Here is a 22,045-nt window from a genome sequence, read left to right on the forward strand (position 1 = left end):
GCCCTGCACCGGCTGGCCCGGTACGCCCTGCGCCTGCGGATAACCCTGCGGCGGGACCGCCACCGGCTGGCCGGTGACCGGGTCGATGGCCTGATTGGCGGCAGCCGCTGCGGCAGCGGCCTGCGCGGCCTGGTTGGCTTCGAACGCGGCCTGCTCGGACTGCTGCTGCAGCGCGGCGTCATCCGGACCCGGAATGCCACGCGAGTAGTCGTTGTCGACGCGGTACTCGTACACCTCCATGCCCAACGGATTCAGGATGCGCTCCTGCTCGTTCAGCGCCAGGCTCTTGTTGTAGCGGAAGCGCATGGTCACCAGCTGGTTGTCCAGGTAACTGGTGCTGGCCTTGACCTTGTCGTAGATGCTGCGCTGGATACGCACGGACGCACCGCGGAAGCCGCCGTTCTGCTGCGCTTCCAGCGGGGTGATGCTGAGGATCTTGACCCGGATCGCGCGTTCCTTGGAGTACAGGGCGATCGGGCTTTGCGGATTGTTGGCCGCGTAGCGTGCACGGACCGCGTCGCTGACCGGCTTGGTCGACATGACGTGCACCAGCTGCCAGTCGCGCAGACCCATCACCGCGAAGTCGTACGACTCACGCGCCATGACGTACTGCGCCACGTTGCTGCGGTTGATCGCATCACTGGCCGTGACGTCCTGGCCTTCAAAGGTACCCTTGAGGCGCGCCACCGTGGCGGTGCCGCTGTAGGCGTCGGCCATGACGATGAAGGGCACCTTCTCCTTCAGCGGCAGCATGTAGTAGTAGCCACCGGCCAGCGCCAGCGACATCACCAGCGAGGCACCGGCCACCCACCACGCGCGGCGTTCGCTGCGACGTGCCAGATCGGCCACGGTGACCTCATAGCTCACCGCCTTGGCGATGGCCTGGTCCACTTTTGGGCTGTTGCCTGCGTCCTTCTTTCGGAACATGGAATTCATCCGTACTGCTGGAAGATCAATGGGCACGGCACCCCGGCATGCAGCGCCGGGAGCAACGCGTTCGTGGGCACCCGCAGGCGATCAGCTTCCGTTGGCCGCAGCGGCAGAAGGTGCCGATACGGTGGAAGCGGAAACCGACTGCACCACAATCTGGTTGCCGACGATGGAAACCGACACGCCCTGCCCGGCGTACGCGGCGCTGACATCGATCATCGCCTGCTGCGGGTTGGTGGTCGTGATGGTGGAAACCGCGCCGTACAGCGTGTAATCGGAGCTGAGGCGGTAGTCCAGGGTCATGCCCGAGTCCTTTGCCCAACGTTCGAGCATGGCCTTGAGCGTGCCGTCCATCGGCGATGCCTGATAGACGTAGCTGGAATACAGCGGAATTTCCTGGGTGGTGTTGGCGAAACGATTCACCGGCTTCCAGCGGCCACCGAAATCCGGTGCCGGCTTGGTTGCACAGCCGGCCAGCATGACGGCGGCAGTGACCACGGCAACAACGCAACCCTTAGACAGAAACGCTTGCTTCATACGGACTTCCCTATGGCGTACGGAATAGCGGCTTTAACTCGGAGATTCAGAAAACGCGTTGGCGCGTCGAGCCCTGGTTCAGGCGCGACGTGCGGTTGGTGCGTATCGGTACAACCGTGAAACACCTTTCAGCGGTGTGACCGGGCCCCCGCCCCGTCTGGTGTGCCCACGCCCCGAACACCGGGTTCGGCCCCTGCGCGACACACCTGCTCCGAGAAAAGCCATCCATGTTCCTCTTGACTACTTCAGCGCCCAGTACCGGCACTGTACTCAACTACAAAAACCTGACGACTGGAACGTCCATCACAAATACGATGCCACAGTTCAGCGTCAGATCGATGTCAACCGCGACAAAAATTTTACATTTGCCGCCCCATTTTGCGATGTGCGTCACATTGCTGTGTGCACACCATCACAGCTCAAGCATCTTCACGTCCGTTTTGGGCAACAGGCGGGAGGTGAAGTACTTGTCCTTGTAATACTTGATCTTGTCGCACTTGACCGGGTGCGGAATGCCCTCGTACAGGAAGACCTCGTGATCCATGCCCATGGCCTTGAGTTCCTGCGGCAGCATCAGCGCGCGACGTTCCTCGGTGAAATTGTGGGTCTTCTCGCGCGCATGGGTGACATTTTTCTTGCGCACGGTGGTGTAGCCGAGCATTTCCGAATAGTCGTTGGCGTCCTGCTGTTCGCGCGGCGCGTACAGGATCTGCAGCGCGTGGTTGGTGATGATGGTGCGCGACACGTCCCTGCCGTAAGTGGCATCGAGCTGGGCCATGCTCTGGATGATGGGCAGCAGGCGCACGTTGTAGCCGGCCATGTACGACACAGCCGAAGCGATGATGTCGACCTTGCCGATGGAGGTGAACTCGTCCATCAGCAGCAGCACCTGGTACTTCAACTCCGGATTGCCCTTGGGCAGCTCCTTGGTGTTGAGGTTGATGATCTGGCTGAAGAACAGGTTGATGATCAGGCGGCTCTCGGCCAGCTTGTTGGGCTGGATGCCGATGTAGACGGTCATCTTCTTCTTGCGCAGGTCTGTCAGCAGGAAGTCGTTTGCGCTGGTCGCCTTGTCGAGCACCGGGTTGATCCAGGCGTTCAGCGGTTCCTTGAACGTACCCATGATCGAGGCAAAGGTCTCGTCCGCCTGGGACAGCATGTTCGCGAATGCCGCCTTCGCATTGCCCGACAGGAACGGCTGCGTGGACAGCTTCTGCAGGTATTTCTTCAGGTCGGTGCCATCGCCGGTGGACAGGCGGAAGATGGCACCGAGGGTGGGCGTGCCGCTGCCGGCCGGGAAGCCCATGGCGCGCTCGTCATCCCAGTTCTCGAACAGGTACAGGCCGAACGCCATGAACGCATTGCGCGCCTGGCTCACCCAGAATTTCTGGTCATCCGAACCATCGGGGTACAGCATCGCCGCGATGCTCATCATCTCGGAGACGCGGAAGTTCGGGTCATCCGAAACGTAGCTGAGCGGATTCCAGCGGTGCGTGCGCTTATCTTCAGCGAAGGGATTGAACAGGAAGACCTCATGGCCCTGGCTGGCACGCCAGCCACTGGTGAGGTCGAAGTTTTCCTGCTTGATGTCCAGCACGACGATGGATTCGCCGTACTCGAGCAGATTCGGAATGACCACGCCCACGCCCTTGCCCGAGCGGGTGGGTGCCGCCAGGATCACGAACTGCTGGCCACCCAGGCGCACCAGCTTGCCACCGAAGCTGCCGACCACAATGCCGCTGTCGCTCTTCTTGAACATGCCGTGCTTGGCCAGATCGGCAGCGGTGGCAAAGCGCGCGTCGCCGTGAATCGACTTCTTCTTCGGCTTGAACATGAGGAACAGCACGACCAGCAGCACCAGCAGCGGCAGGCCGAAGCCCAGCACGCCGGCCAGCTTGATCTTGGTCAGATAAGGTGCCACCGCGGGCTGATCCATGGCCTGCAGGTACTGCAGGTAGGTGTTCCACTTGTAGTAAGTGGTCTCCACGCCCAGGAATGCCAGCGTCAGGTAGCCGGCCAGCGCGTAGCCGACGATTGCGGTCACCAGAACAAGAACAGCAGCGGCAACAGTCTTCTGCGTGGACAAACCCATTCCTCCATGACGCGCCCCGAAGGACGCTGCGGCTAGCGCCGACGCCGGCGCGGCCTCGTACGCGTTTCTTTCCTTTCGTCTTCCACAAGAACGGGCTCATCCTGTTCCAGCAGTTCACGCCAGCGGGCATGCGCCTGTTCAAGCGAGAGCACGTCACTCACTCTCTCGCCGCCAGTCGTCAGCACGGCGTAGCCGACCACATCCGCCGGGTTGTAGACCGGTGAATGTGTCAACGCTACCAGCTGATACCTGCCTTCGGCCCGCAATGCATGAGGGTACTGGCCCATCGCGCACGCTCCCCGGTCGACTCCAGTGCGCGCATCCTAATCCACACTGCCGCGTATGCCAATCAGAAATTCCTTACCCGGCAATGGGCGACAGACGGACGGCAAAACGCGGAGGCCACCATACGGTACCCTCCGCGCGTTACATATATGCGTTACATGGAGTGATTGATGTGCGTCGTGACTGGCGCATTCGGCGCAGCATCGCCGGCGTTGCGCCGGATGGCCACCGGTTCCCTCACCCGCTGGGCCACGTAGGAAAGGCTGGCGGCCAGGATGAAGGTGTAGCCCAGCAGCTCGGTGGTTTCTTCGATGGTGTTCTTGAACACCCGGATGTACTGGTCGCCCAGCAGGCCGGTCCACAACGAGGTCATGCCGATCAGACGCGAGTAGAACAGCAGCAGCACGAGGCCGATCACCATCACCGTGCCGGGACGCGAACCGAGGAAGCGGACCAGGCCCGACACGGTGGCGCGCAGATCCCGACTGGCCCAGAACAACGAGCCAACCACCAAGGCAGCTACCGGGTACTTCCAGAGCCCGTGCATGATCAGATCCAGCGCCTCGTCCATCTCGCGCAGGAACATGCAGGCGAAGAAGGCCGCAGCCAGCACCGCGAAGTGGCGATCCTCACGTCGCGCCATGGCCACCCGTACGAAAGCCAGCACACTGGCGGCCAGGAACCCTTCCTGGGTCAGCTCCACAAGTGACCACTCGCCTACCGCGTTGCCCAGCCAATGGATGTCCAGCCAGGCAAGCAGCGGCGGCAGGGTCACCATCACGCCAAACAGGAAAGCGCGGCCGAGGTACGAGGCCAGCAATTGAAGATCATTTTTCATGAGAACCACCCGCGCCACCCGGCGCTGCGAACGGCGCGCATTATTGATGTCATAAAAAAGTCGTTAAAGGTCATGAGTGAAACAATGCGTGACCTTGACGCCTTATTGTTCAGCCAGCAGACATGGAAGCACGCGCACCGCTGATGACCCGCTGTTTTCCGCGAAATCGGGCCTCAGTGGTACGGATTTGCTGCATTGCAGCAGTACAATACCGCTCCGTAAAACGATTACATCCGGCCCAATGAGCTCTACCGCCCCTACCCTCGCCGAGCGCCTAACCCCGCGCGAGCGCACCCTGATCCTGCTGGCGCTGTCACTGGGCGGCTTCGCCATCGGCACCAGCGAGTTCGCCGCGATGGGCCTGATGCTGGAGATCAGCCGCGGCTTGGGCATCGGCGAGACCCAGGTGGGGCATCTGATCAGCGCCTACGCCATCGGCGTCGTGGTGGGTGCCCCGGTGCTGGCGTTCGCCGGTGCCGGCTATGTGCGCCGCACCCTGCTGCTGGGTCTGATGGGCTTCTATGCGGTAGGCAACCTGGCCAGCGCGCTCGCTCCCAACTACACCACCATGCTGCTGGCCCGCTTCGTGGCCGGCCTGCCGCACGGGGCCTACTTCGGCGTAGCCATGCTGGTGGCGGCGGCGATCAGCCCGCCGGGCCAGCGCGGCAAGGCGGTCTCCAAGGTGCTGCTCGGACTTTCCATCGCCATTCTGGTCGGCAACCCGCTGACCACCTGGCTCGGGCAGCAGCTGAGCTGGCGTACGGCCTTTGCACTGGTCAGCGTGCTGGCCATTGCCACCGTTGCGATGATCGCCCGCTATCTGCTGCCGGACCCGGACGAGGTCCGCACCTCACCGATGCGCGAGCTGCGCGCGTTCAACCGGACCCAGGTATGGATGGCGCTGGCGATCGGCTCGGTCGGCTTTGCCGGCATGTTCTGTGTCTTCACCTACCTCGCTCCCACCCTGGTGCAGGTGACCGGCGTGCGCGAATCGTGGATGCCGGTGGCGGTGGGCATCTTCGGCGTCGGCGCGATCATCGGGAATGTTGCCGGTGGCTGGCTGGTGGACAAGTTCCAGTTCCGCGCCGCGCCCATCGTGCTGCTGTGGTCGGTGGTGGTGCTGATGCTGTTCCCGCTGGCTGCCAATGCCGTATGGAGCGTGGTGCCGGTGATTGTGGCCGTGGGCACCATGGGCGCATTGGCTGCTGTGCTCCAGACCCGCTTGATGGATGTCGCCGGCGAGGCCCAGACCCTGGCCGCTGCGTCCAACCACGCCGCCTTCAATACCGCCAACGCACTGGGCCCGTGGCTCGGCGGCATGGCGATCGGTGCAGGCTTCAGCCCCGCGGTCACCGGCTACGTCGGCGCAGCCACCGCTGTCGGCGGCCTGATGCTGTGGGGCATAGCGGTGCTGGTGGAGCGCCAGGGGCGTGGGCAGGTTGCCTGCGAACAGCAGGGCTGAAAGGTAGGGACACGCCATGCGTGTCCACGAAATCCCTGCCCCAAGCGTAGAGCCACGCCGTGCGTGGCTGCATTGCCTCCCGCATGCGCCAAATCCCAAAATCCACCATGAACCTTTTCCACCCCAATCCCGACTACTCCATCAACACATGACAGGAGAGCGCTGGTGGATGCCCCGGGCCAAGCCCCCAACCCGCAAGACACCCTGCTGGTCGTCCGCTGCCAACTGGGCGAACGGGCAGCCTTCGATGACCTGATCTCCCGCTGGACCCCATCCCTCCACCGTTACGCCCTGAAGCTGGCCCAGGACCGTGACATTGCCGACGACCTGGTACAAGACGTCTGGTTGAAGGTCCTCCGGGGCCTCGGCCGCCTGCGCGAGCCCGAGCGCTTCCGCCCTTGGCTGTTCGGCATCGCGCACCGCACCTTCGTTGACCGTCTTCGCATTCGTTACGCGCAGCCTGCGGACGCGCAATGTGATCTCGGTGCCCTGCCCGATCCGACCGCGGGCCACAATCCATTCGCATTAAAGCGGGATGTCCACCAGGGGTTGGACGCGCTGCCGGTAATCGAGCGCGAAATTCTCACGCTGTTCTATCTGGAAGACATGCCACACGCGGACATCGCGACGGCGCTCGCCATCCCGATTGGCACCGTGAAATCCCGGCTGCATCGCGCCCGCACGTTGTTGCGTCATCACCTCACCGCACTGGAGAGCACACCATGAACACCACGACTGACCATGCTGAACTGCAAGCTCGGCTTCGCGCGCTCACCCGGCGGACCCTCTCCTCACCCGCACGTTACTTCCATGTGGCGGTGCTGGTGATGGCTCTGATCATGTGTTCGCTGCTTGGCGCGTTGCTGGCCACCGAATCCGACCTGCCTGGGCGGACACAGCTGGCGTTCTCGGCCCTGCTGGCGCTTGGCATCGGTTGGGTCGTTTATGCCGGATGGGTGCTGACCCGGAAGAACACGCTGCTGGTGCATCAACAGGTGGTGGCCGCGTGGATGGCGGTGAGCGGAACCGGCGCGTTCTTTCTGTGTAGTGCGGTTGCCATGTGGCTCAGTACCAGCGCAACGGCGATGGCAGCGCTTGGTACGGCTGCGACTCTGCTGGGCGGAGCTGCATGGCTGCTGGCCCGATCGACCCATCGCTTGGGACAGCTGAAAGCACTGCGCATTACATTGGAACGAACCTGAGCGTGACGGTTGACAGCTGCGCCGCGCGGACGCGACGATGAGGCATGGAATTCTCCCCCGATGAAAGGCGACGCTTGCTTGAATTGAAAGGCGTAGGGCCCACCGTTGTCGCTCGGCTGGAACAGCTGGGTTTCTCGTCACTGCACGAGCTGGGTGCGGCAGATGTCAGTCTGATTCTAGAGCAGGCTTCTGCGGCCGTCGGGTCTACCTGCTGGAAGAATAGTCCACAAGCAAGGGCCGCGATCGAGGCTGCGGTGGCGTTGGGGCGAGTATCTTCTCATCGACGGACCTACGATCCGACTTCGAACCCATGACGTGAACAACCCGCCATGAGCGCCGGATAATCGGCGTCTCAAGCGGTTTCCGGCACGGCACTTGACCCATCGTGCCAGCCGGGACAATGCTGTCTTTCGGCCGGAAATCGAGCAACTTGTTGTTCTATTTCGCGAAGCAAGCTCAACCAGGGATCGAAATGGGGACCAGGACAATCACTCAGCTTTTGTACAGCGCGGTCGGAGCGGCGGCTGTTTCAGCGTGTTCCGTCGCCCCCACAGCAATGTCACCTACACAAGAGACGTCCAGCATGCCAACGAGCTCGCACGCGGATTCTCAATCCCAGAACCCTACCGCAGAGTTCCTTCTATTGCGGGTGATCAAACTCATCGAGCAAAGCGAGTCCGTTCAAGACCTCACGCCTGACCGCGTTTCAGCAGCCATGCAACAGCCGGCTACGTTCTTCTCACCTGACCGATTTGGCTACAGGGGAGCGCTGACGTCAGATTGGGACTATACCGTAGAGATCGAGGACACCAAATCAAATGGTCGCCGAATGGATCTTGAGTTCGTCGACGCAACACCTGGAAGAACGGCATCCGCCAGAGAAATCTGCCAACTTGATTTCGACAAATTTTCTTCCCGCTTGGAGAGAATCGGATTTGCTCGAACTACCATCCATGGCGAGCATGGAATCGTAGTCTTCGATCGCTTCGACCGTCCCGAGCTGAGCATACTTGTCTCCTCCATTGGCGAGTCCCGTCTCACCCCAGAGAAGACTCGCTACCGGTGCGTCAGGTTGGTTACCGTCCAAGCAGGATCTATCCCAGGCAATTCCAGGCATGAGCCGATAGACATACCGTACGAAAACCGCCCTCTGCAGGGCGCTTTTCGTTCTTGGTAGCGAATCCGAGCAAACACTTGCCGCCCAGCCAGCACTACTGAGCGATACCGATCATGGTCGGAACGGTGCACTCGTTACGGAAATTTGCCGCCTTCCGAGCAAGCAAACGGCGCAGCTTGGGAATCATTGTCACCTTATCTCGCATCGCGCCGACGGGTACGGTCCCTTTGAAGAACACATCTGTTCCTACGTACGGATTGGGTCCGGGAGCCCGTATGTTCCATACCAGCGTGTCCAACCCCGTACCGTAGGCCAGCAGGTCATCCAGCGACAACAGCGCTCTTGCACTTACGTTGCCGTTGGCCAAGAGATTCGCATCGATCGGACCCGTGAGGCTGGTCCAGGAAGACGAGAACCTTCGCTCTGGATCGCTCGACCGGTAAAGATGAATGGAAGCGCGTGACGGCTCCTGCAGCGGCTGACCAATCTCCTTGGCGTCAAATTTGAAATGCAGGCTGACGATGACATCACTTTCCGGAATGGCCTTCTGTGTCGGCGGGTGCTTCGGCCAGCGGTAGCTCAGCCCCCATGTAAACGTCTGACCGGGACCGAAGGACGTCGTCTCATTGGGCGTCCATTCGTACATTTCGCTCGACGACGCGGCATTCCCCGTGCTCGCATCCACCATTGTTGATGCGAGCCAATGTCCGTCGGCAGTCTCTTGGTCAACCATGCAACTGAAAGGCAGATCAGATGCTTGCACATGCAAGGGAAGCACTGAAGCCATCAATCCCAGGGCCAGCAAGCAGGTTGTAGGGCGTGTTGAGAACATCAGCTTAGGCAAAGGAATCATTTCCTGTCAGTCATCCATTGAGGGAGTACAACCGGGGCGACAGCGCCAGAACGTGTGCCCGTTATATTGTAGGGCAGGACGAACTGAGGGTTGGTCGATGGCCGGGGATTGTGAGGCGCATCCATGCGCCTCACCCTTGGCCTGCGGCCAAGGGCCAGCCATTCGGCTGTCCGGATTCGCTCCGCGCCACCTTAAGAATGATGCGCCACACCGTTGAACGCGTCGCAACGCGCGCGGAACTTGCCGCGATTCACGGGATACCCCGCCAGATACGCAAAACGCCCCTTTCGGGGCGCTTTGCGTATCTGGCGGAGAGAGTGGGATTCGAACCCACGGAAGGTTTGACCCTTCGCCGGTTTTCAAGACCGGTGCCTTAAACCGCTCGGCCATCTCTCCGTTCGGGCGGGCATTCTCGCATTTCCGGAGCAGTTTTGCGCGCTCAGGTGGCGGAATCAGCCAGCATCGACCGCCAGGGCCCCGAGGGCACTGGCCTTGATCTTCTCTTTTGCCCGCTCGCAGGCCCCACCGCAGTCCAGGCGCGAAGCCTCCAGCTGGGGTGGCAGATGCTCGGCCAGGAAGTCGATGAACACCCGCACCGCCGGCAGCAGGCCGCGGCGCGAGGCGAACACGGCGTGGCAGATGCCCTGCGGCAGCGACCAGTCGGGCAGCACCACTTCCAGCTCGCCGTTGCGTACGGCTTCGGCGCAGACGGTTTCCGGCAGCATGGTGATGCCGAAGCCGTCCTTGACCATGCTCTGCAGCAGCGGGAAGTCGAAGCCGGCCACACGCGGCTGCAGGTCGACGCGGCGGACAGCGCCTTCGGGGCCGTGCAGCTCCCAGCGCTGACGGGCTTCGTCTTCGCTGATGCTCAGGGTGACGTGGTTGGCCAGCTCATCCGGGTCCTTGGGGCGGCCGGCGCGGTCGAGGTACTTGGGGCTGGCAACCAGCAGTTCCTGCACCTGGCCGAAGCTACGCATGACCAGGCTGCCGTCATCGTCGAGGCGCGAACGCACGCGCAGGGCGACGTCGTAGCCTTCATTGATGATGTCGACGCGGCGGTTGCTGATGTTCAGCTGCAGCCGCACCTTGGGGTATTGGGCGAGGAACTTCGGCAGCAGCTTGGGTAACTGCATCTGTGCCAGCGACACAGGCACGCTGGCCCGGACCACGCCGCGCGGCTCGGCGCTGAGGCGGTCCACCACCTCGCGCGCGGCCTGCGCTTCGGCCAACATGGTCTGCGCGTGGCGGTGCACGCTGGTGCCCACGTCGGTGACTGCGAAACGGCGCGTGGAGCGTTGCAGCAGGCGCACGCCCAGGTCGGTTTCGAGCTGGCTGATGCGGCGGCTCAGGCGGGACTTCGGGATGCCCAAAGCGCGTTCGGCGGCGGCAAAACCACCGTGGTCCACCACCATGGCAAAGTAATAGAGGTCGTTCAGGTCGTGCATGACGGCAGTTCCACTCGTAGAACAATACGTGGCATTCAACCACCTTTATTCCAAATTGGCAACAACCTATCGTTCTCTCCGTCGGCGGCACTGCCGCCTCCTTCCAGAATATAGGTGATTGCCATGAAGCTTCTGCATCTCGACGCCAGCGTCCTTGGCGACAACTCGGTCTCCCGTCAGCTATCGGCCGCGGTGGTCGCACGATTCAATGAGACTGTCGAGCATCTCGACGTCAGCTACCGCGACCTTGATCGTGACCCGATTCCGCACCTGCGCAGCACCTCGCTGGCCCAGGCGGACGCAGCCGAAGCGACCGACGCCGAGAACGTCATGCAGCAGTTCCTGGCCGCGGACGTGGTGGTGATTGGCGCGCCGATGTACAACTTCAGCATCCCCTCCACGCTCAAGGCCTGGATTGACCGCGTGGCCGTGGCCGGGCGCACCTTCAAGTACACCGAGAACGGCCCGGTGGGCCTGGCCGGTGGCAAGCGGGTGATCATCGCCAGCGCACGCGGCGGCGTCTATACCGATTCGCCGGCCGACTTCCAGGAGCCGTTCCTGCGCCAGGTGTTCGCCTTCATGGGCATCACCGATGTGGAATTCGTGCGTGCTGAGGGCATCGCCTATTCGCCGCAGCACCGCGCAGACGCGATTGCAGCCGCGCTGGCCAGCCTGCCGGCCGCCGAGTTCGAAGAACTGGCTGAGGCCTGAGCCTCTCCCCCAGGGCAGGCGTTGTCCTCGTCGGACGCACTGCCCGGGCCGGAACTCCCCTCCCCCTTCCGGCCCACCCTGCGGCCCCGCTTTTTGCGGGGCCGTTTCTTGTTGGCGCTACTGCAGGTTGCAGTCGCTCGCCGCCGGGAACGACAACATCTCGCCGTTTCCGGTGCACGCTGCCACGATGTCGCTGCCCTTGCTCAAGGTACCGGCGTCCTCCAGTGATACGCCATTGAGGGTAACGCTGCCGAAGTCACCCGCATCCAATGACACCACCGGCTTGTCCCTGAAATCGGACTGGATCGAACGCACCCTGCCGGAAATCAACAATGGCTTACCCTTGTATTTGGCATTAGCGGTGATTTCGTTGGCTTTGTAGGCCTCGTAGAGCTCCCGCGCGCTTACTTCGATTCTCTCCACAGGCACCGCCACCGCTGCTTGCGAAGCCGCCTGCTGCTTCTGTGCGGCTTGGCCTTGCTCTCCCGCCGCAACCACTGCAGCTCCAAGCAGCGACACACCGATGAAGTAGACAATCGGCGACCCCACCAGCGACAACAGCAACTGGAGCAGGCCTTTCATGGTGCCGCCCTTTGCCATGGCCACTATCGCCAAGATGAAGGCAACCAGGTTGATGGGCCAACCGAGAAACATGCCGGTACCGGGAATGGGTATGAGAAAACAGACCCAGGCGATGATCAGCAGGATCCACGCAGCCTTGCCTGCAGGGTTGGTTTTTGCGACTCCGTCGTGTATTGCGTTCAATGCAACTTCCTGATGTGAGTGGAGGAAACTGCGGCGATTGTCCACATCAGAGGCAAGGCAATCCGGCGCTCGACGGAAATGTTGGTTTCTGATGCCTCATGTGCTGCCGGGAACAGCGTCCTGATTGCGTTTCGGAATCGTCCGAATGATCGCGCGCGTTGACGCATTTACCTAGGTGCCTAGCGCGTGGTGAAGAGCAGCCACGCATGGCGTGGCCCTACGGGAGATCAGGCAACCATCGATTGGCCGGATCGCGATCCCCCGACCGTGTGCCGGTTCGCCAAATGCCTGGTAGAGCCACGCCCTGCGTGGCTGCACCGCCCATGCGCCCATGAAAAAACCCGCCTTGCGGCGGGTCTTTCGTTTGATCAGGCGATGGTGTCCAATCCGCCCATATAAGGCTTCAGCACATCCGGCACGGTAATGCTGCCGTCGGCGTTCTGGTAGTTCTCCATCACCGCGATCATTGCGCGGCCGACCGCCACGCCGGAGCCATTCAGCGTGTGCAGCAATTCGGGCTTGCCGGTTTCCGGGTTGCGCCAGCGCGCCTGCATGCGGCGGGCCTGGAAGTCGCCGCAGTTGGAGCACGACGAGATCTCGCGGTAGGTGTCCTGCGAGGGCAGCCACACTTCCAGGTCGTAGGTCTTGATCGCCGAGAAGCCCATGTCGCCGGTGCACAGCAGCACCTTGCGGTACGGCAGGCCCAGCTTTTCCAGCACCACTTCAGCGGCGCGGGTCATGCGCTGGTGCTCGGCTTCGCTGTCGGCCGGGGCGCATACGGTGACCAGCTCCACCTTCTCGAACTGGTGCTGGCGGATCATGCCGCGCACGTCACGACCGCCGCTGCCGGCTTCGGCGCGGAAGCACAGCGAATGGGCAGTCATGCGCTGCGGCAGGTGTTCGGCGTCGACGATCTCGTCGCGGACGATGTTGGTCAGCGACACTTCCGAAGTCGGAATCAGATAACGCGGCGACTCGCCCACGGCGGTCTTGAACAGGTCGTCCTCGAACTTCGGCAGCTGGCCGGTGCCGCGCAGCGATTCCGGGTTGACCAGCACCGGCACGTTGGTTTCCTGGAAGCCGTGTTCACCGGTGTGCAGGTCCAGCATGAACTGGGCCAGTGCGCGGTGCAGGCGGGCGATCGGGCCGCGCAGCACGGTGAAACGCGAGCCGGACAGCTTGGCACCGGCTTCGGCGTCCAAACGCTGATGGCGCGCACCGAGCTCCACGTGGTCCAGCACCGGGAAGTCGAAGCTGCGCGGGGTGCCCCAGCGGTGCTGTTCGACGTTTTCGCTTTCATCCTTGCCCAGCGGCACATCATCGGCCGGGACATTGGGAATGCCCTGGGCAATGGCTTCGATCTTCTCGCGAAGCTCGTCCAGGGCCACTTCCGAGGCCTTCAGCTCGTCGGCGAAGGCGGCAACCTCGGCCATGATCGCCGAAACGTCCTCGCCCTTGGCCTTGGCCTGGCCGATGGCCTTGGAGCGGCTGTTGCGCAGGCTCTGCAGCTCCTGGGTGCGCACCTGGATGCGCTTGCGGTCGGCCTCCAGAGACGCCAGCCCGGACACGTCCAGCTCGAAGCCGCGCGAGCTGCGCAGGCGGTCGGCTAGGTCGGCGGGGTTCTGGCGAAGCAGGGCTGGATCGAGCATGGCAGTTGGTTGGTTACAGGGTTGGAGGGGGATTATCGCCTGTTATGCACTTTTCTGCCGCCCGGTTCATATCCGGCATGGCAGAATCGGGGTGTTCACACCGGTATGCCCCATGTCTGCGTCCCGCTCCTCCTCTGGCAAGACCCTGACCCTGCACCTGCCCGCGCACAGCCTGAAGATCGCCGGCATCGCCTTTGGCGTTGGTCTGCTGCTGTTCGTGGCGGTCTGGGCCACCAACCGCAAGAAAGACTTCTACACCGCCGGGCCGACCCCGACACCGCAGCAGGTGGCCGAAGTGGAGCCGCTGCCCGAGCCCTTGGCCGCCGCCGCGGGCTCCAGCGACATGCCCGATGCGAAGGCACCGCCCGCGGAAGAGGAAAAGCCGCAGCTGGTGGAAACCGCACCGCCTCCGCCGGCCGAGGCCCCTGCCCCGCTTCCCGAGACCGCGCCGCAGGCCGTGGCACCCGGTGATCGCCCGCAGCCGATTGCCGACCAGTCGCCGCCGCCCAGTTACCCACCCGCCGCATTGCGCCGTGGCGACAGCGGCAGCGTGGTGGTCCGCGTGGATGTGGATGCGACCGGCATGCCGTTCAACGCGACCATCGTGCAGCGCAGTGGCTCGCGTGACCTGGATCGTGCGGCGGTGGATGCGGTACGCCGCTGGCGCTTCACGCCGGCGCAGAGCAACGGCCAGGACGTCACGGGCAGCATTGAAGTGCCGTTCGATTTCAAAGCGGAATGAAATTCCGCGGGTCGGTGCCCACCGTTGGTGGGCACACGATTGAATGCGTAACGACCAACGGTCGTTACCTACCGATTCACCGCCACGTCATGCTCATGTGCAGGCGCGGCTCATCTAGCTGAACCTCATCGGGAATGCAGTCGCCGCGTTGACGTCGTGGTGACACGCACGCAACTGGAACCGGGCAAGACTGCGGACGTCAACTCGACACGAGGAGTCCGCCATGAGTGTTACCCATGCCCACGAGATGCCCCGCACGCCGCAGCAGCAGCGCGATATCACGGATGACCCGTCGCGCCGACGTGCTTCCCCCTGGTTGTGGATGGCCTTGATTGTCGCGATGTTCGCCGCTGCACTGGTGTGGCTGCGCTATGCGAACCCGACCGATACCATGACCGCACCGGTGGGCCAGCGCATGCTGCCGGCCACGGAAACGCCGGTAGCCACCACGCCCGCGCCGGCTGCGCAGCGCCAAGCCGCCCCGGCTACTTCCGAACGCCGTGCGGTGACGGCCGTACGTAACCGGGATGCGCGCCCGCTGGCCAGCAATGCGAAGCCGAGCTATCCGGCCAGCGCGCTGCGTAACGGCTCGGAAGGCAGTGTCGTCGCCAGCCTGAATGTCGATACGCGCGGCGAGGTGACCGATGCCAGTATCGTGCAGCGCACCGGTTCGCGTGATCGCGATCTGGATCGTGCGGTGCTGAGCACCGTGCGTGACTGGAAGTTCGAGCCGGCCATGCAGAACGGTCGTGCCGTGGCCAGCGTGGTGCGCGTGCCGGTGGATTTCCGCACGCAGCGGTAAGCGCTGGAGCTGATGGGACCAAAAAAGAACGGGGCCAATGGCCCCGTTTTTTTTCGTAGCGACGGGCCATGCCCGTCGAAGCGATCACGCCACCGCCAGCCCAAACCCGGCCCCGGTCGCCAGCCCATCAAAATCCGGGAACGATGTAGCCACATTGGCAATGTCGTTCACCCGCACTTCGCCGCTGCTGAGCTGGCCCGCAATGGCAAACGCCATCGCAATACGGTGATCTCCATGACTTTCAATGGTGCCGCTGCCCAGTACACCACCGCCGTGGATGGTGGCCCCGTCTTCGGTTTCATCCACCTGCACGCCCAGCGCGCGAAGACCCGTGGCCATGGCGGCCAGGCGGTCCGATTCCTTGACCCGCAGTTCGGCTGCACCGGTTACCACGGTGTTGCCCTGCGCCGCCGCTGCGGCGACGAACAGCGCCGGGAACTCATCGATCATGTCCGGCACCAGCGCTTCGGGAATCTGCGCACCGTGCAGCGGCGCGTAGCGCACCACCAGGTCAGCCACCGCTTCCCCGCCCTGCTCGGCGTGATTTTCCTCGGTGATGTCCGCCCCCATCAGGCGCAATGCCGCGAGCAGGCCGGTGCGGCGTGGGTTCAATCCCACCTGACGCAGGCGCAGTTCCGAACCCGGAATGATACTGGCCGCCACCAGGAAGAATGCCGCCGAGGAAAAGTCCGCCGGCACCGCGATGTCGGTCGCGCGCAGGCGCTGTCCGCCGCGCAGCCGGGCCTTGCCGGGCGAGAACTCGATGTCCACACCGAAAGCGCGCAGCATGCGCTCGCTGTAATCGCGGGTGGGATGGGGCTCGGTCACTGCGGTCTCGCCCTGCGCATACAGACCGGCCAGCAGCACGGCCGACTTGACCTGTGCGCTGGCGACAGGCGAAACAAAGTCGATGCCGTGCAGCGCCTGACCGCCATGCACGCGCAGCGGCGGCGTGCCGTCGGCTTCGGTGTCGATCTTCGCGCCCATCTGCGCGAGCGGTCCAGTCACCCGACGCATCGGGCGGCGCGACAGCGATTCATCACCGACCATCACGCAATCGAACGGCTGGGCCGCCAGCAGACCCGCCAGCAGGCGCATGCCGGTACCCGCGTTGCCGCAGTCCAGCGGTGCGGAGGGAGCCTTCAGGCCATCCACGCCCACGCCATGCACCACGCGCTGCGACGGCGACGGCGTTTCAATGCGCACCCCCAGCTGGCTGAAGATCGCCGCGGTGGCGCGGGTGTCCTCGCCTTCCAGAAAGCCGTCGATGTGCGACACCCCGTCGGCCAGCGCGGCAAACATCACGGCACGATGGGAAACGGACTTGTCGCCGGGAATGGTCAGGGTGCCCTGCAGGGGCTGGCCCTTGCGGGCGATCCAGGAAGCGGAAGCGGTCATCGAAAAATCCTGTAAGCCGCCGTGCAGGCGGCAGTGGTGCGGTAGGCGTCAGGAGCTGCGGTTCAGGGCACGGCAACCGGATACGAACCCAGTACCTTGATCTGCGCCGAGTGCGCCTTGAGTTCGGCCAGCGCGGCCTGCATCGCTTCGTCTTCGACATGGCCGGCCAGGTCGATGAAGAAGCCGTACTCCCACTTGGCGTTGTGCGATGGGCGCGACTCGATGCGGTTCATGCTGATGCCGTGGCGAGCGAACGGGCTGAGCACGTCGAACAGCGCGCCGGGCTTGTCATGGATGAACACCAGTACCGAGGTGCGGTCGTGGCCGGAGCCCGGGAAGATGTTGCGACCGACCACCAGGAAGCGCGTGGTGTTGTCGGCATCGTTCTGGATCGGCTTGGTGACGACCTTCTTCAGGCCATACACGTGGCCGGCACTTTCACCGCCAATGGCAGCGGCATCATCGGCATTGCGGGCGCGGCGCGCGCCTTCGGCATTGCTGGACACCGGAATCTTCTCGGCTTTGGGCAGGTTGGCGCGCAGCCACGACGAGGTCTGCATGAACGACTGCGGATGGCCGTACACGCGCTCGACATCTTCCAGGCGGCCACTGCGCGACATCAGGTACTGCTGCACGCGCAGTTCCACTTCGCCGCAGATCTTCAGGTTGGAGGTGAGGAACATGTCCAGGGTGATCTGGATCGTGCCCTGCCCCGAGTTCTCCACCGGCACCACGCCAAAGTCGGCATTGCCGGCTTCCACTTCCTGGAACACCTCTTCAATGCTGGCCAGCGGCAGGCCCAGTGCCGAACGGCCGAAATGCTTGAGCACCGCCTGCTGGCTGAAGGTGCCTTCCGGGCCGAGGTAGCCGATTTTCAGCGGCTCCTGCTGGGCCAGGCAGGCGGACATGATTTCGCGGAACACGTGCACCAGCAGTTCGTCGCTGAGCGGCCCTTCGTTGCGGTCCACCACCATGCGCAGCACCTGGGCTTCGCGTTCGGGACGGTAGTAGTCCACGGCGGCGGCGAGCTTGCCCTTGGCCTTGCCCACCTGATGGGCGAACTGCGCGCGTTCGGCGATCAGCGACTGGATGCTGCGGTCGATCTGGTCGATCTTGGCACGCACGTCCGACAGTACCGGAGCGGCAACGGCGGTAGAGGGTTCAGCCTTGGACTTCTTGGCCGGTTTGACGGCGCTGGCCTTGGGCTTGGCAGGTTTGTTGGCCATGTCGGCTCCAGGTACGCTGGGGCCGCACAGGCCCCGATCAAAACAGAAGTGTCAGCCGTTGCGCTGCTGGAAGTCGCGCATGAAGGCCACCAGGGCCTGTGCGCCTTCCACCGGCATGGCGTTGTACAGCGAAGCACGGATACCGCCCACCGCCTTGTGGCCCTTCAGCGCCAGCAGACCGGCCGCCTTGGACTCGCTGACGAAGCGCGCGGTCAGGGTTTCGTCCGGCAGGAAGAACGGAATGTTCATGCGCGAACGCACACCCGGCACCACCTCGTTGCGGTAGAAGCCACCGGAGGCATCAATGGCGTCATACACCAGCGCGGCCTTGGTCGCGTTGCGGCGGGCGAATTCCTCCACCCCGCCCTGCGCCAGCATCCACTGGAACATCAGCCCGGCCAGATACCAGTTCCAGGTGGGCGGGGTGTTGAGCATGGAGTCGCGCGCCACGTGCGAGCGGTAATCGAAGATGTCCGCACGCGGTTGGCCGGCGCGTTCGAGCAGGTCGCGACGCACGATCACCACTGAAACGCCGACCGGACCCAGGTTCTTCTGCGCCCCGGCGTAGATCAGCCCGTAGCGCGAAACATCGATCGGTTCGCTGGCAATGGAGGAACTGAAGTCGGCGAACAGCGGCACGTTGCCCACATCAGGCGTGTCACGGAACTCCACCCCATGGATGGTTTCATTGGCGGTGATGTGCACGAAAGCGGCGTCGGGTGACAGCTGCCAACTGCTGCGCGCGGGAATGTCGTGGAAGCCGTTGGCCTCGCTGCTGGCGGCCACGTGCGCGTTGACATAGTGGCCGACCTGCTTGATGGCGGTCTTGCCCCAGTGGCCGGTGACTACGTAGTCGCAGGTCTGCCCGGGGGCCGCGAAATTCAGCGCCAGCAGCGCCTGCTGGGTGGTGGCCCCGCCGGCCAAGAACAGCACGGCATAGTCATCGGGGATGCCGATCAGGGTGCGCAGGTCGGCATCGGCCTGGGCCGCGACCTCCATGAACTCCGGGCCACGGTGGCTCATTTCCACAATGGAGGCACCGGCGCCGTTCCATTCCAACATCTCCGCCTGCGCCTGGCGCAGGACCGATTCCGGCAGGGTTGCAGGGCCGGCACTGAAATTGAACGCGCGCGTCATGTCACACCTATGGGGCAAGACCCCTAGTATGCCGCAGCGCACCAGCGTTTAGGCCTTGCGGCACAAGGCGAAATTGGTTGCGTTTGAATCTATCGGGCGCCAAACAACAGCAGCAGGCTGATCACCCCGCCGAGCAGCAGCGCGCTGCCGAGCAGCCACGGCCAGCGGCTCACCCGACGTGGCGCGACCGGGGCCTCGACCGCGGCTACCGGCTCCAGCTCGTCTTCCTCCTCGCTCACAATGCGCTTGCTGCCGTCATGCGGCACTTCCAGCACGAAGCGGTGCTGCGCGTCGAACACCAATTGGTCACCGGGCTGCAGCCAGCAATGACGCACACTGACGCCATTGACCCGGGTCGACTCACCGGCCCCCAGGTCGCGCAGCAGCAGGCGATCGCCGTGCCGCTCCAGCCGCGCGTGCTGTTCGGCGAAGGCCGGGTCATCGACCAGGATGTCCGATTCCGGGCCGCGCCCGATCACCCGCGGACGGTCCAGGGTAAAGCTGCGCCCATGGTGCTGGCCGCCCACCCCGCGCAGCAGGCGCGGGTCATCGCCCTGCTCGTCGCTGCGGGCCGGGGCATGCTGCAATGCCTCGCATGGCCCCTGGATCAGCATCTCAACGCCGTCGGCGTACACCGCGTCGCCAGGTCGCAGCAGCGCCATGCGCCGGACCGGCCGGCCGTTGACGTGGATGCCGCGCATGCCGTTGGCCACCTGCAACCACAGACCGCGGTCGTCCAGGCAGAACTGGGCCAGCAACAAGGTGCCGACGGCCTCGCCCCCCAGCCGGACACTGCCGGAGGCGTGGCGCACGATCCGCTGCACCCCGGGCCGAAGCGGCTGGTCGGGGTGTTGGCGTTGGGTAAAGTGAACTAGCAGGTTCTGCACGCGGCGCAGCCTATCAGGTTGCCTGTCCGGGAAGAAGAAGTGTGACGCGCCTCTTGGCGGGATGGCTGACCCTGCGCACAATGCAGACCCTTCCCCGCCTGCCGCCAGGAGCGCACATGTCCAGGATCGATATCACCCACGCCCACAGCCTCAGCAGTGACGCCGCCCGCCAGGCCATCGACGCCATGGCCGCCAAGCTGACCGAGAAGTTCCAGGTCCGCAGCAGCTGGGCCGGCGACGTCCTCAGCTTCAATGGCTCGGGTGTCGACGGCGCGATCAAGCTGGTGCCGGGTGCGGTCAACGTGGTGGCCGAGCTGGGCTTCCCGGTTTCGATGATGAAAGGCATGGTGGAAGACCAGATCAGGAGCGTGTTGAAGGAAAAGCTGGGCTGAACCAGCAAGCCGCCATCACGCCGTTCAACGGTGGGGCTGGCTAGGATCAAGGGGTGGCCACTCACAGGAATCGCCCCATGACCTCACACGACGACTTCGATGACCGCAGCACCGATGAAAAGCCTTCGCTGCAGGACCAGGCCGAACGGTTCTCGCGCAAGCTGACCGACTCGGCCCAGCAGGTCTGGCTGGCCGGCCTGGGTGCCTTCGGGCGCGCGCAGGCCGAGGGCAGCCGCTTCTTCGACAATCTGGTCAAGGAAGGCGAAGCCATCGACGCGCGCAACCGCGAGCGCAGCGGCGATGCCCCGCGCTGGCGCGACAATGTGGAAGAACAGCTCGGCGAAGCCCGCGAGAAAGCCGCCGGCACCTGGGACAAGGTTGAGAGAGCCTTCGACGACCGGGTGCAGGGCGTGCTCAAGCGCCTGCACATTCCCACCGGCGAAGAGGTGGCCGCGCTCAATGCCCGTATTGATGCCCTGAACGCCCGCTTGAACCGGGCCGAAGCCCGCGCGGCCTCACCCAGCGACGATCCGGCTCCGGGCTCGCACCAGTCTCCCGGCGGAGCCTGAGCGGGAACCGTACGCTGACGGATTGAATTGTTGCAAAGCAGCAGAAGTTTGTTGACAATCGAACTCGACCCGCCAATCCCAGTGCTTGCCGATTGTTCCCTCCCCTCTCGGCTCCGGATTGGCGGGTTTTTTAATGCGCCGCAGAAGCCGGATTCGAAAGTGAGACCTTCGTCACCGGGATGACCCCCGCGGGCGGGATGTACTCCGAAAAAAACCGGAAACGACACGACGCAGACAGGTGCGGGCGCATATACACTGTCCCGACGCACTCCGTGTTCATTCTCTAGCACCTCATGTTCTCCTGGATTCTGGCTCTGCTGCTGGCCCTCGTCGTCTGGTCCCTGGCGTCCGCCTACTTCTGGCTGGTCAAGCGCCGCCGCAAGGAGGTCAAGCTGGGGCTGAACGCCTTGGCCGGCATGCACTGGCGCGACTTTTCCGAGATCGTCAAACGGGCCATGCGTGAACAGCGCGGCCTGGTGGACGTGCCCGATGAAGACGAGGACCACCGCGAACCACGCAGCGACTTCCTGATGGAAGACGCCCAGCACAAGCGCTGGCTGCTGGCGTGCAAGCACGGGCTGGCCTACCGGATCGGCCCGGCGGCAGTGAACGAGCTGGGCACCGCCGCCCGCCTGGCCGGAGCCAAGGGCGGCATCCTGATCACCGAGGGCCAGGTCCAGCGCGACGGCCGTGCCGCCGCTGAAAAGCAGGGCGTGGAGGTGCTGGACGGGCAGTTGCTGTGGCCGATGCTGATTCCCTACCTGCCGGGCGACATGGAGTCGGCGGTGAAGAAGGCCGCCCGCCGCGAGGCGATCCGACGCATTTCCATCGCCGCGCTTGGTTCGCTGACACTGGGCCTGCTGGTGGGCATGAGCTACCTCACCACGCGGATGGACGATGTCCCGGCGGCACCTGTGCAGAGCGCTGCGGCACCGGCTGCCGCGCCAGCATCGACCGCCCCCGCGCCCGCTTCGACCCCGCCAGCGGCACCGGCACCGGCCACGCC

Annotated in this window: 22 protein-coding genes and 1 tRNA gene; 9 read left to right on the forward strand and 14 right to left on the reverse strand. The window is 63.9% G+C overall.

The window, feature by feature from the left end; all coding sequences use genetic code 11:
- The 5 genes from EGJ34_RS13360 to EGJ34_RS13380 form a co-directional block, all read right to left on the reverse strand.
- On the reverse strand, positions 1-927 hold a 927-nt coding region (locus EGJ34_RS13360; RefSeq protein ID WP_148100499.1), incomplete at its 3' end, for a type IV secretion system protein.
- Between the two features lie 90 nt (positions 928-1,017).
- A complete protein-coding gene (locus tag EGJ34_RS13365; RefSeq protein WP_125360965.1) occupies positions 1,018-1,467 on the reverse strand; it encodes a hypothetical protein in 450 nt (149 codons plus the stop codon).
- A 412-nt stretch (positions 1,468-1,879) separates the two neighbouring features.
- Entirely contained in the window at positions 1,880-3,553 is a 1,674-nt protein-coding gene (locus EGJ34_RS13370) for a type IV secretory system conjugative DNA transfer family protein (protein ID WP_185750175.1), read from the reverse strand.
- A gap of 38 nt (positions 3,554-3,591) precedes the next feature.
- Positions 3,592-3,846: a hypothetical protein gene (locus EGJ34_RS13375; RefSeq protein WP_125360967.1), complete on the reverse strand. Its 255-nt coding sequence runs from the start codon at positions 3,844-3,846 to the stop codon at positions 3,592-3,594.
- 152 nt (positions 3,847-3,998) lie between these two features.
- Positions 3,999-4,682, reverse strand: coding sequence for a hypothetical protein (locus tag EGJ34_RS13380; RefSeq protein WP_260476993.1), 684 nt, complete (start codon positions 4,680-4,682; stop codon positions 3,999-4,001).
- A gap of 241 nt (positions 4,683-4,923) precedes the next feature.
- Here EGJ34_RS13380 and EGJ34_RS13385 point away from each other — a divergent pair, with 241 nt between their 5' ends.
- The 3 genes from EGJ34_RS13385 to EGJ34_RS13395 all read left to right on the forward strand — a co-directional run bounded on the left by EGJ34_RS13385 (position 4,924) and on the right by EGJ34_RS13395 (position 7,346).
- Positions 4,924-6,144 (forward strand): MFS transporter, encoded by a 1,221-nt coding sequence (locus EGJ34_RS13385; RefSeq protein ID WP_125360968.1) that lies wholly within the window; start codon positions 4,924-4,926, stop codon positions 6,142-6,144.
- Between the two features lie 165 nt (positions 6,145-6,309).
- Positions 6,310-6,870: a sigma-70 family RNA polymerase sigma factor gene (locus EGJ34_RS13390; RefSeq protein WP_125360969.1), complete on the forward strand. Its 561-nt coding sequence runs from the start codon at positions 6,310-6,312 to the stop codon at positions 6,868-6,870.
- Positions 6,867-7,346: a hypothetical protein gene (locus EGJ34_RS13395; protein ID WP_125360970.1), complete on the forward strand. Its 480-nt coding sequence runs from the start codon at positions 6,867-6,869 to the stop codon at positions 7,344-7,346. The genes EGJ34_RS13390 and EGJ34_RS13395 overlap by 4 nt, the downstream gene beginning before the upstream one ends.
- A 1,211-nt stretch (positions 7,347-8,557) precedes the next feature.
- On the opposite strand, the gene EGJ34_RS13405 is transcribed toward EGJ34_RS13395, so the two are convergent.
- From EGJ34_RS13405 to EGJ34_RS13415, 3 genes are all read right to left on the reverse strand, one after another.
- Positions 8,558-9,316, reverse strand: a complete 759-nt coding sequence (locus tag EGJ34_RS13405) for a hypothetical protein (RefSeq protein WP_260476994.1) — start codon at positions 9,314-9,316, stop codon at positions 8,558-8,560.
- A gap of 306 nt (positions 9,317-9,622) precedes the next feature.
- Positions 9,623-9,712, reverse strand: a tRNA-Ser gene (locus EGJ34_RS13410).
- 56 nt (positions 9,713-9,768) lie between these two features.
- The gene (locus EGJ34_RS13415; protein WP_017357441.1) at positions 9,769-10,761 is read right to left on the reverse strand and encodes a LysR family transcriptional regulator; all 993 of its coding nucleotides are present in this window, start codon (positions 10,759-10,761) and stop codon (positions 9,769-9,771) included.
- 123 nt (positions 10,762-10,884) lie between these two features.
- On the opposite strand from EGJ34_RS13415, the gene EGJ34_RS13420 reads away from it, so the two are divergent.
- Positions 10,885-11,472, forward strand: coding sequence for an NAD(P)H-dependent oxidoreductase (locus EGJ34_RS13420; RefSeq protein ID WP_125360972.1), 588 nt, complete (start codon positions 10,885-10,887; stop codon positions 11,470-11,472).
- 117 nt (positions 11,473-11,589) lie between these two features.
- On the opposite strand, the gene EGJ34_RS13425 is transcribed toward EGJ34_RS13420, so the two are convergent.
- The gene (locus EGJ34_RS13425) at positions 11,590-12,237 is read right to left on the reverse strand and encodes a hypothetical protein (protein ID WP_125360973.1); all 648 of its coding nucleotides are present in this window, start codon (positions 12,235-12,237) and stop codon (positions 11,590-11,592) included.
- Between the two features lie 368 nt (positions 12,238-12,605).
- Complete coding sequence (serS, locus tag EGJ34_RS13430) at positions 12,606-13,886, reverse strand: serine--tRNA ligase (protein WP_125360974.1); 1,281 nt, start codon at positions 13,884-13,886, stop codon at positions 12,606-12,608.
- A 112-nt stretch (positions 13,887-13,998) separates the two neighbouring features.
- On the opposite strand from serS, the gene EGJ34_RS13435 reads away from it, so the two are divergent.
- Positions 13,999-14,628, forward strand: coding sequence for an energy transducer TonB (locus tag EGJ34_RS13435; protein ID WP_125360975.1), 630 nt, complete (start codon positions 13,999-14,001; stop codon positions 14,626-14,628).
- A gap of 247 nt (positions 14,629-14,875) precedes the next feature.
- The gene (locus tag EGJ34_RS13440; RefSeq protein WP_125360984.1) at positions 14,876-15,430 is read left to right on the forward strand and encodes an energy transducer TonB; all 555 of its coding nucleotides are present in this window, start codon (positions 14,876-14,878) and stop codon (positions 15,428-15,430) included.
- An 84-nt stretch (positions 15,431-15,514) separates the two neighbouring features.
- Here the strand turns inward: EGJ34_RS13440 and aroA are convergent, their stop codons facing one another.
- The 4 genes from aroA to EGJ34_RS13460 form a co-directional block, all read right to left on the reverse strand.
- A complete protein-coding gene (gene aroA / locus EGJ34_RS13445) occupies positions 15,515-16,828 on the reverse strand; it encodes a 3-phosphoshikimate 1-carboxyvinyltransferase (RefSeq protein WP_125360976.1) in 1,314 nt (437 codons plus the stop codon).
- Between the two features lie 62 nt (positions 16,829-16,890).
- On the reverse strand, positions 16,891-18,054 hold the full coding sequence (gene pheA / locus EGJ34_RS13450) for a prephenate dehydratase (RefSeq protein ID WP_125360977.1): 1,164 nt from the start codon (positions 18,052-18,054) through the stop codon (positions 16,891-16,893).
- Positions 18,055-18,105: 51 nt separating this feature from the next.
- Positions 18,106-19,191 (reverse strand): 3-phosphoserine/phosphohydroxythreonine transaminase, encoded by a 1,086-nt coding sequence (serC, locus tag EGJ34_RS13455; RefSeq protein ID WP_125360978.1) that lies wholly within the window; start codon positions 19,189-19,191, stop codon positions 18,106-18,108.
- An 89-nt stretch (positions 19,192-19,280) separates the two neighbouring features.
- Positions 19,281-20,078 (reverse strand): FHA domain-containing protein, encoded by a 798-nt coding sequence (locus EGJ34_RS13460; protein WP_125360979.1) that lies wholly within the window; start codon positions 20,076-20,078, stop codon positions 19,281-19,283.
- A gap of 116 nt (positions 20,079-20,194) precedes the next feature.
- On the opposite strand from EGJ34_RS13460, the gene EGJ34_RS13465 reads away from it, so the two are divergent.
- From EGJ34_RS13465 to EGJ34_RS13475, 3 genes are all read left to right on the forward strand, one after another.
- Positions 20,195-20,470 carry a polyhydroxyalkanoic acid system family protein gene (locus tag EGJ34_RS13465; protein WP_125360980.1) on the forward strand — a complete coding sequence of 92 codons (276 nt, stop codon included), beginning with the start codon at positions 20,195-20,197 and terminating at the stop codon, positions 20,468-20,470.
- A gap of 77 nt (positions 20,471-20,547) precedes the next feature.
- Positions 20,548-21,039, forward strand: coding sequence for a phasin family protein (locus tag EGJ34_RS13470; protein ID WP_125360981.1), 492 nt, complete (start codon positions 20,548-20,550; stop codon positions 21,037-21,039).
- A 293-nt stretch (positions 21,040-21,332) separates the two neighbouring features.
- A partial coding sequence (locus EGJ34_RS13475; RefSeq protein ID WP_125360982.1) for a restriction endonuclease occupies positions 21,333-22,045 on the forward strand: 713 nt, incomplete at its 3' end.

Origin of the sequence: Stenotrophomonas sp. 278 (genome assembly GCF_003935715.1) — a bacterium.
Taxonomy (GTDB): Bacteria; Pseudomonadota; Gammaproteobacteria; order Xanthomonadales; family Xanthomonadaceae; genus Stenotrophomonas; species Stenotrophomonas maltophilia_AH.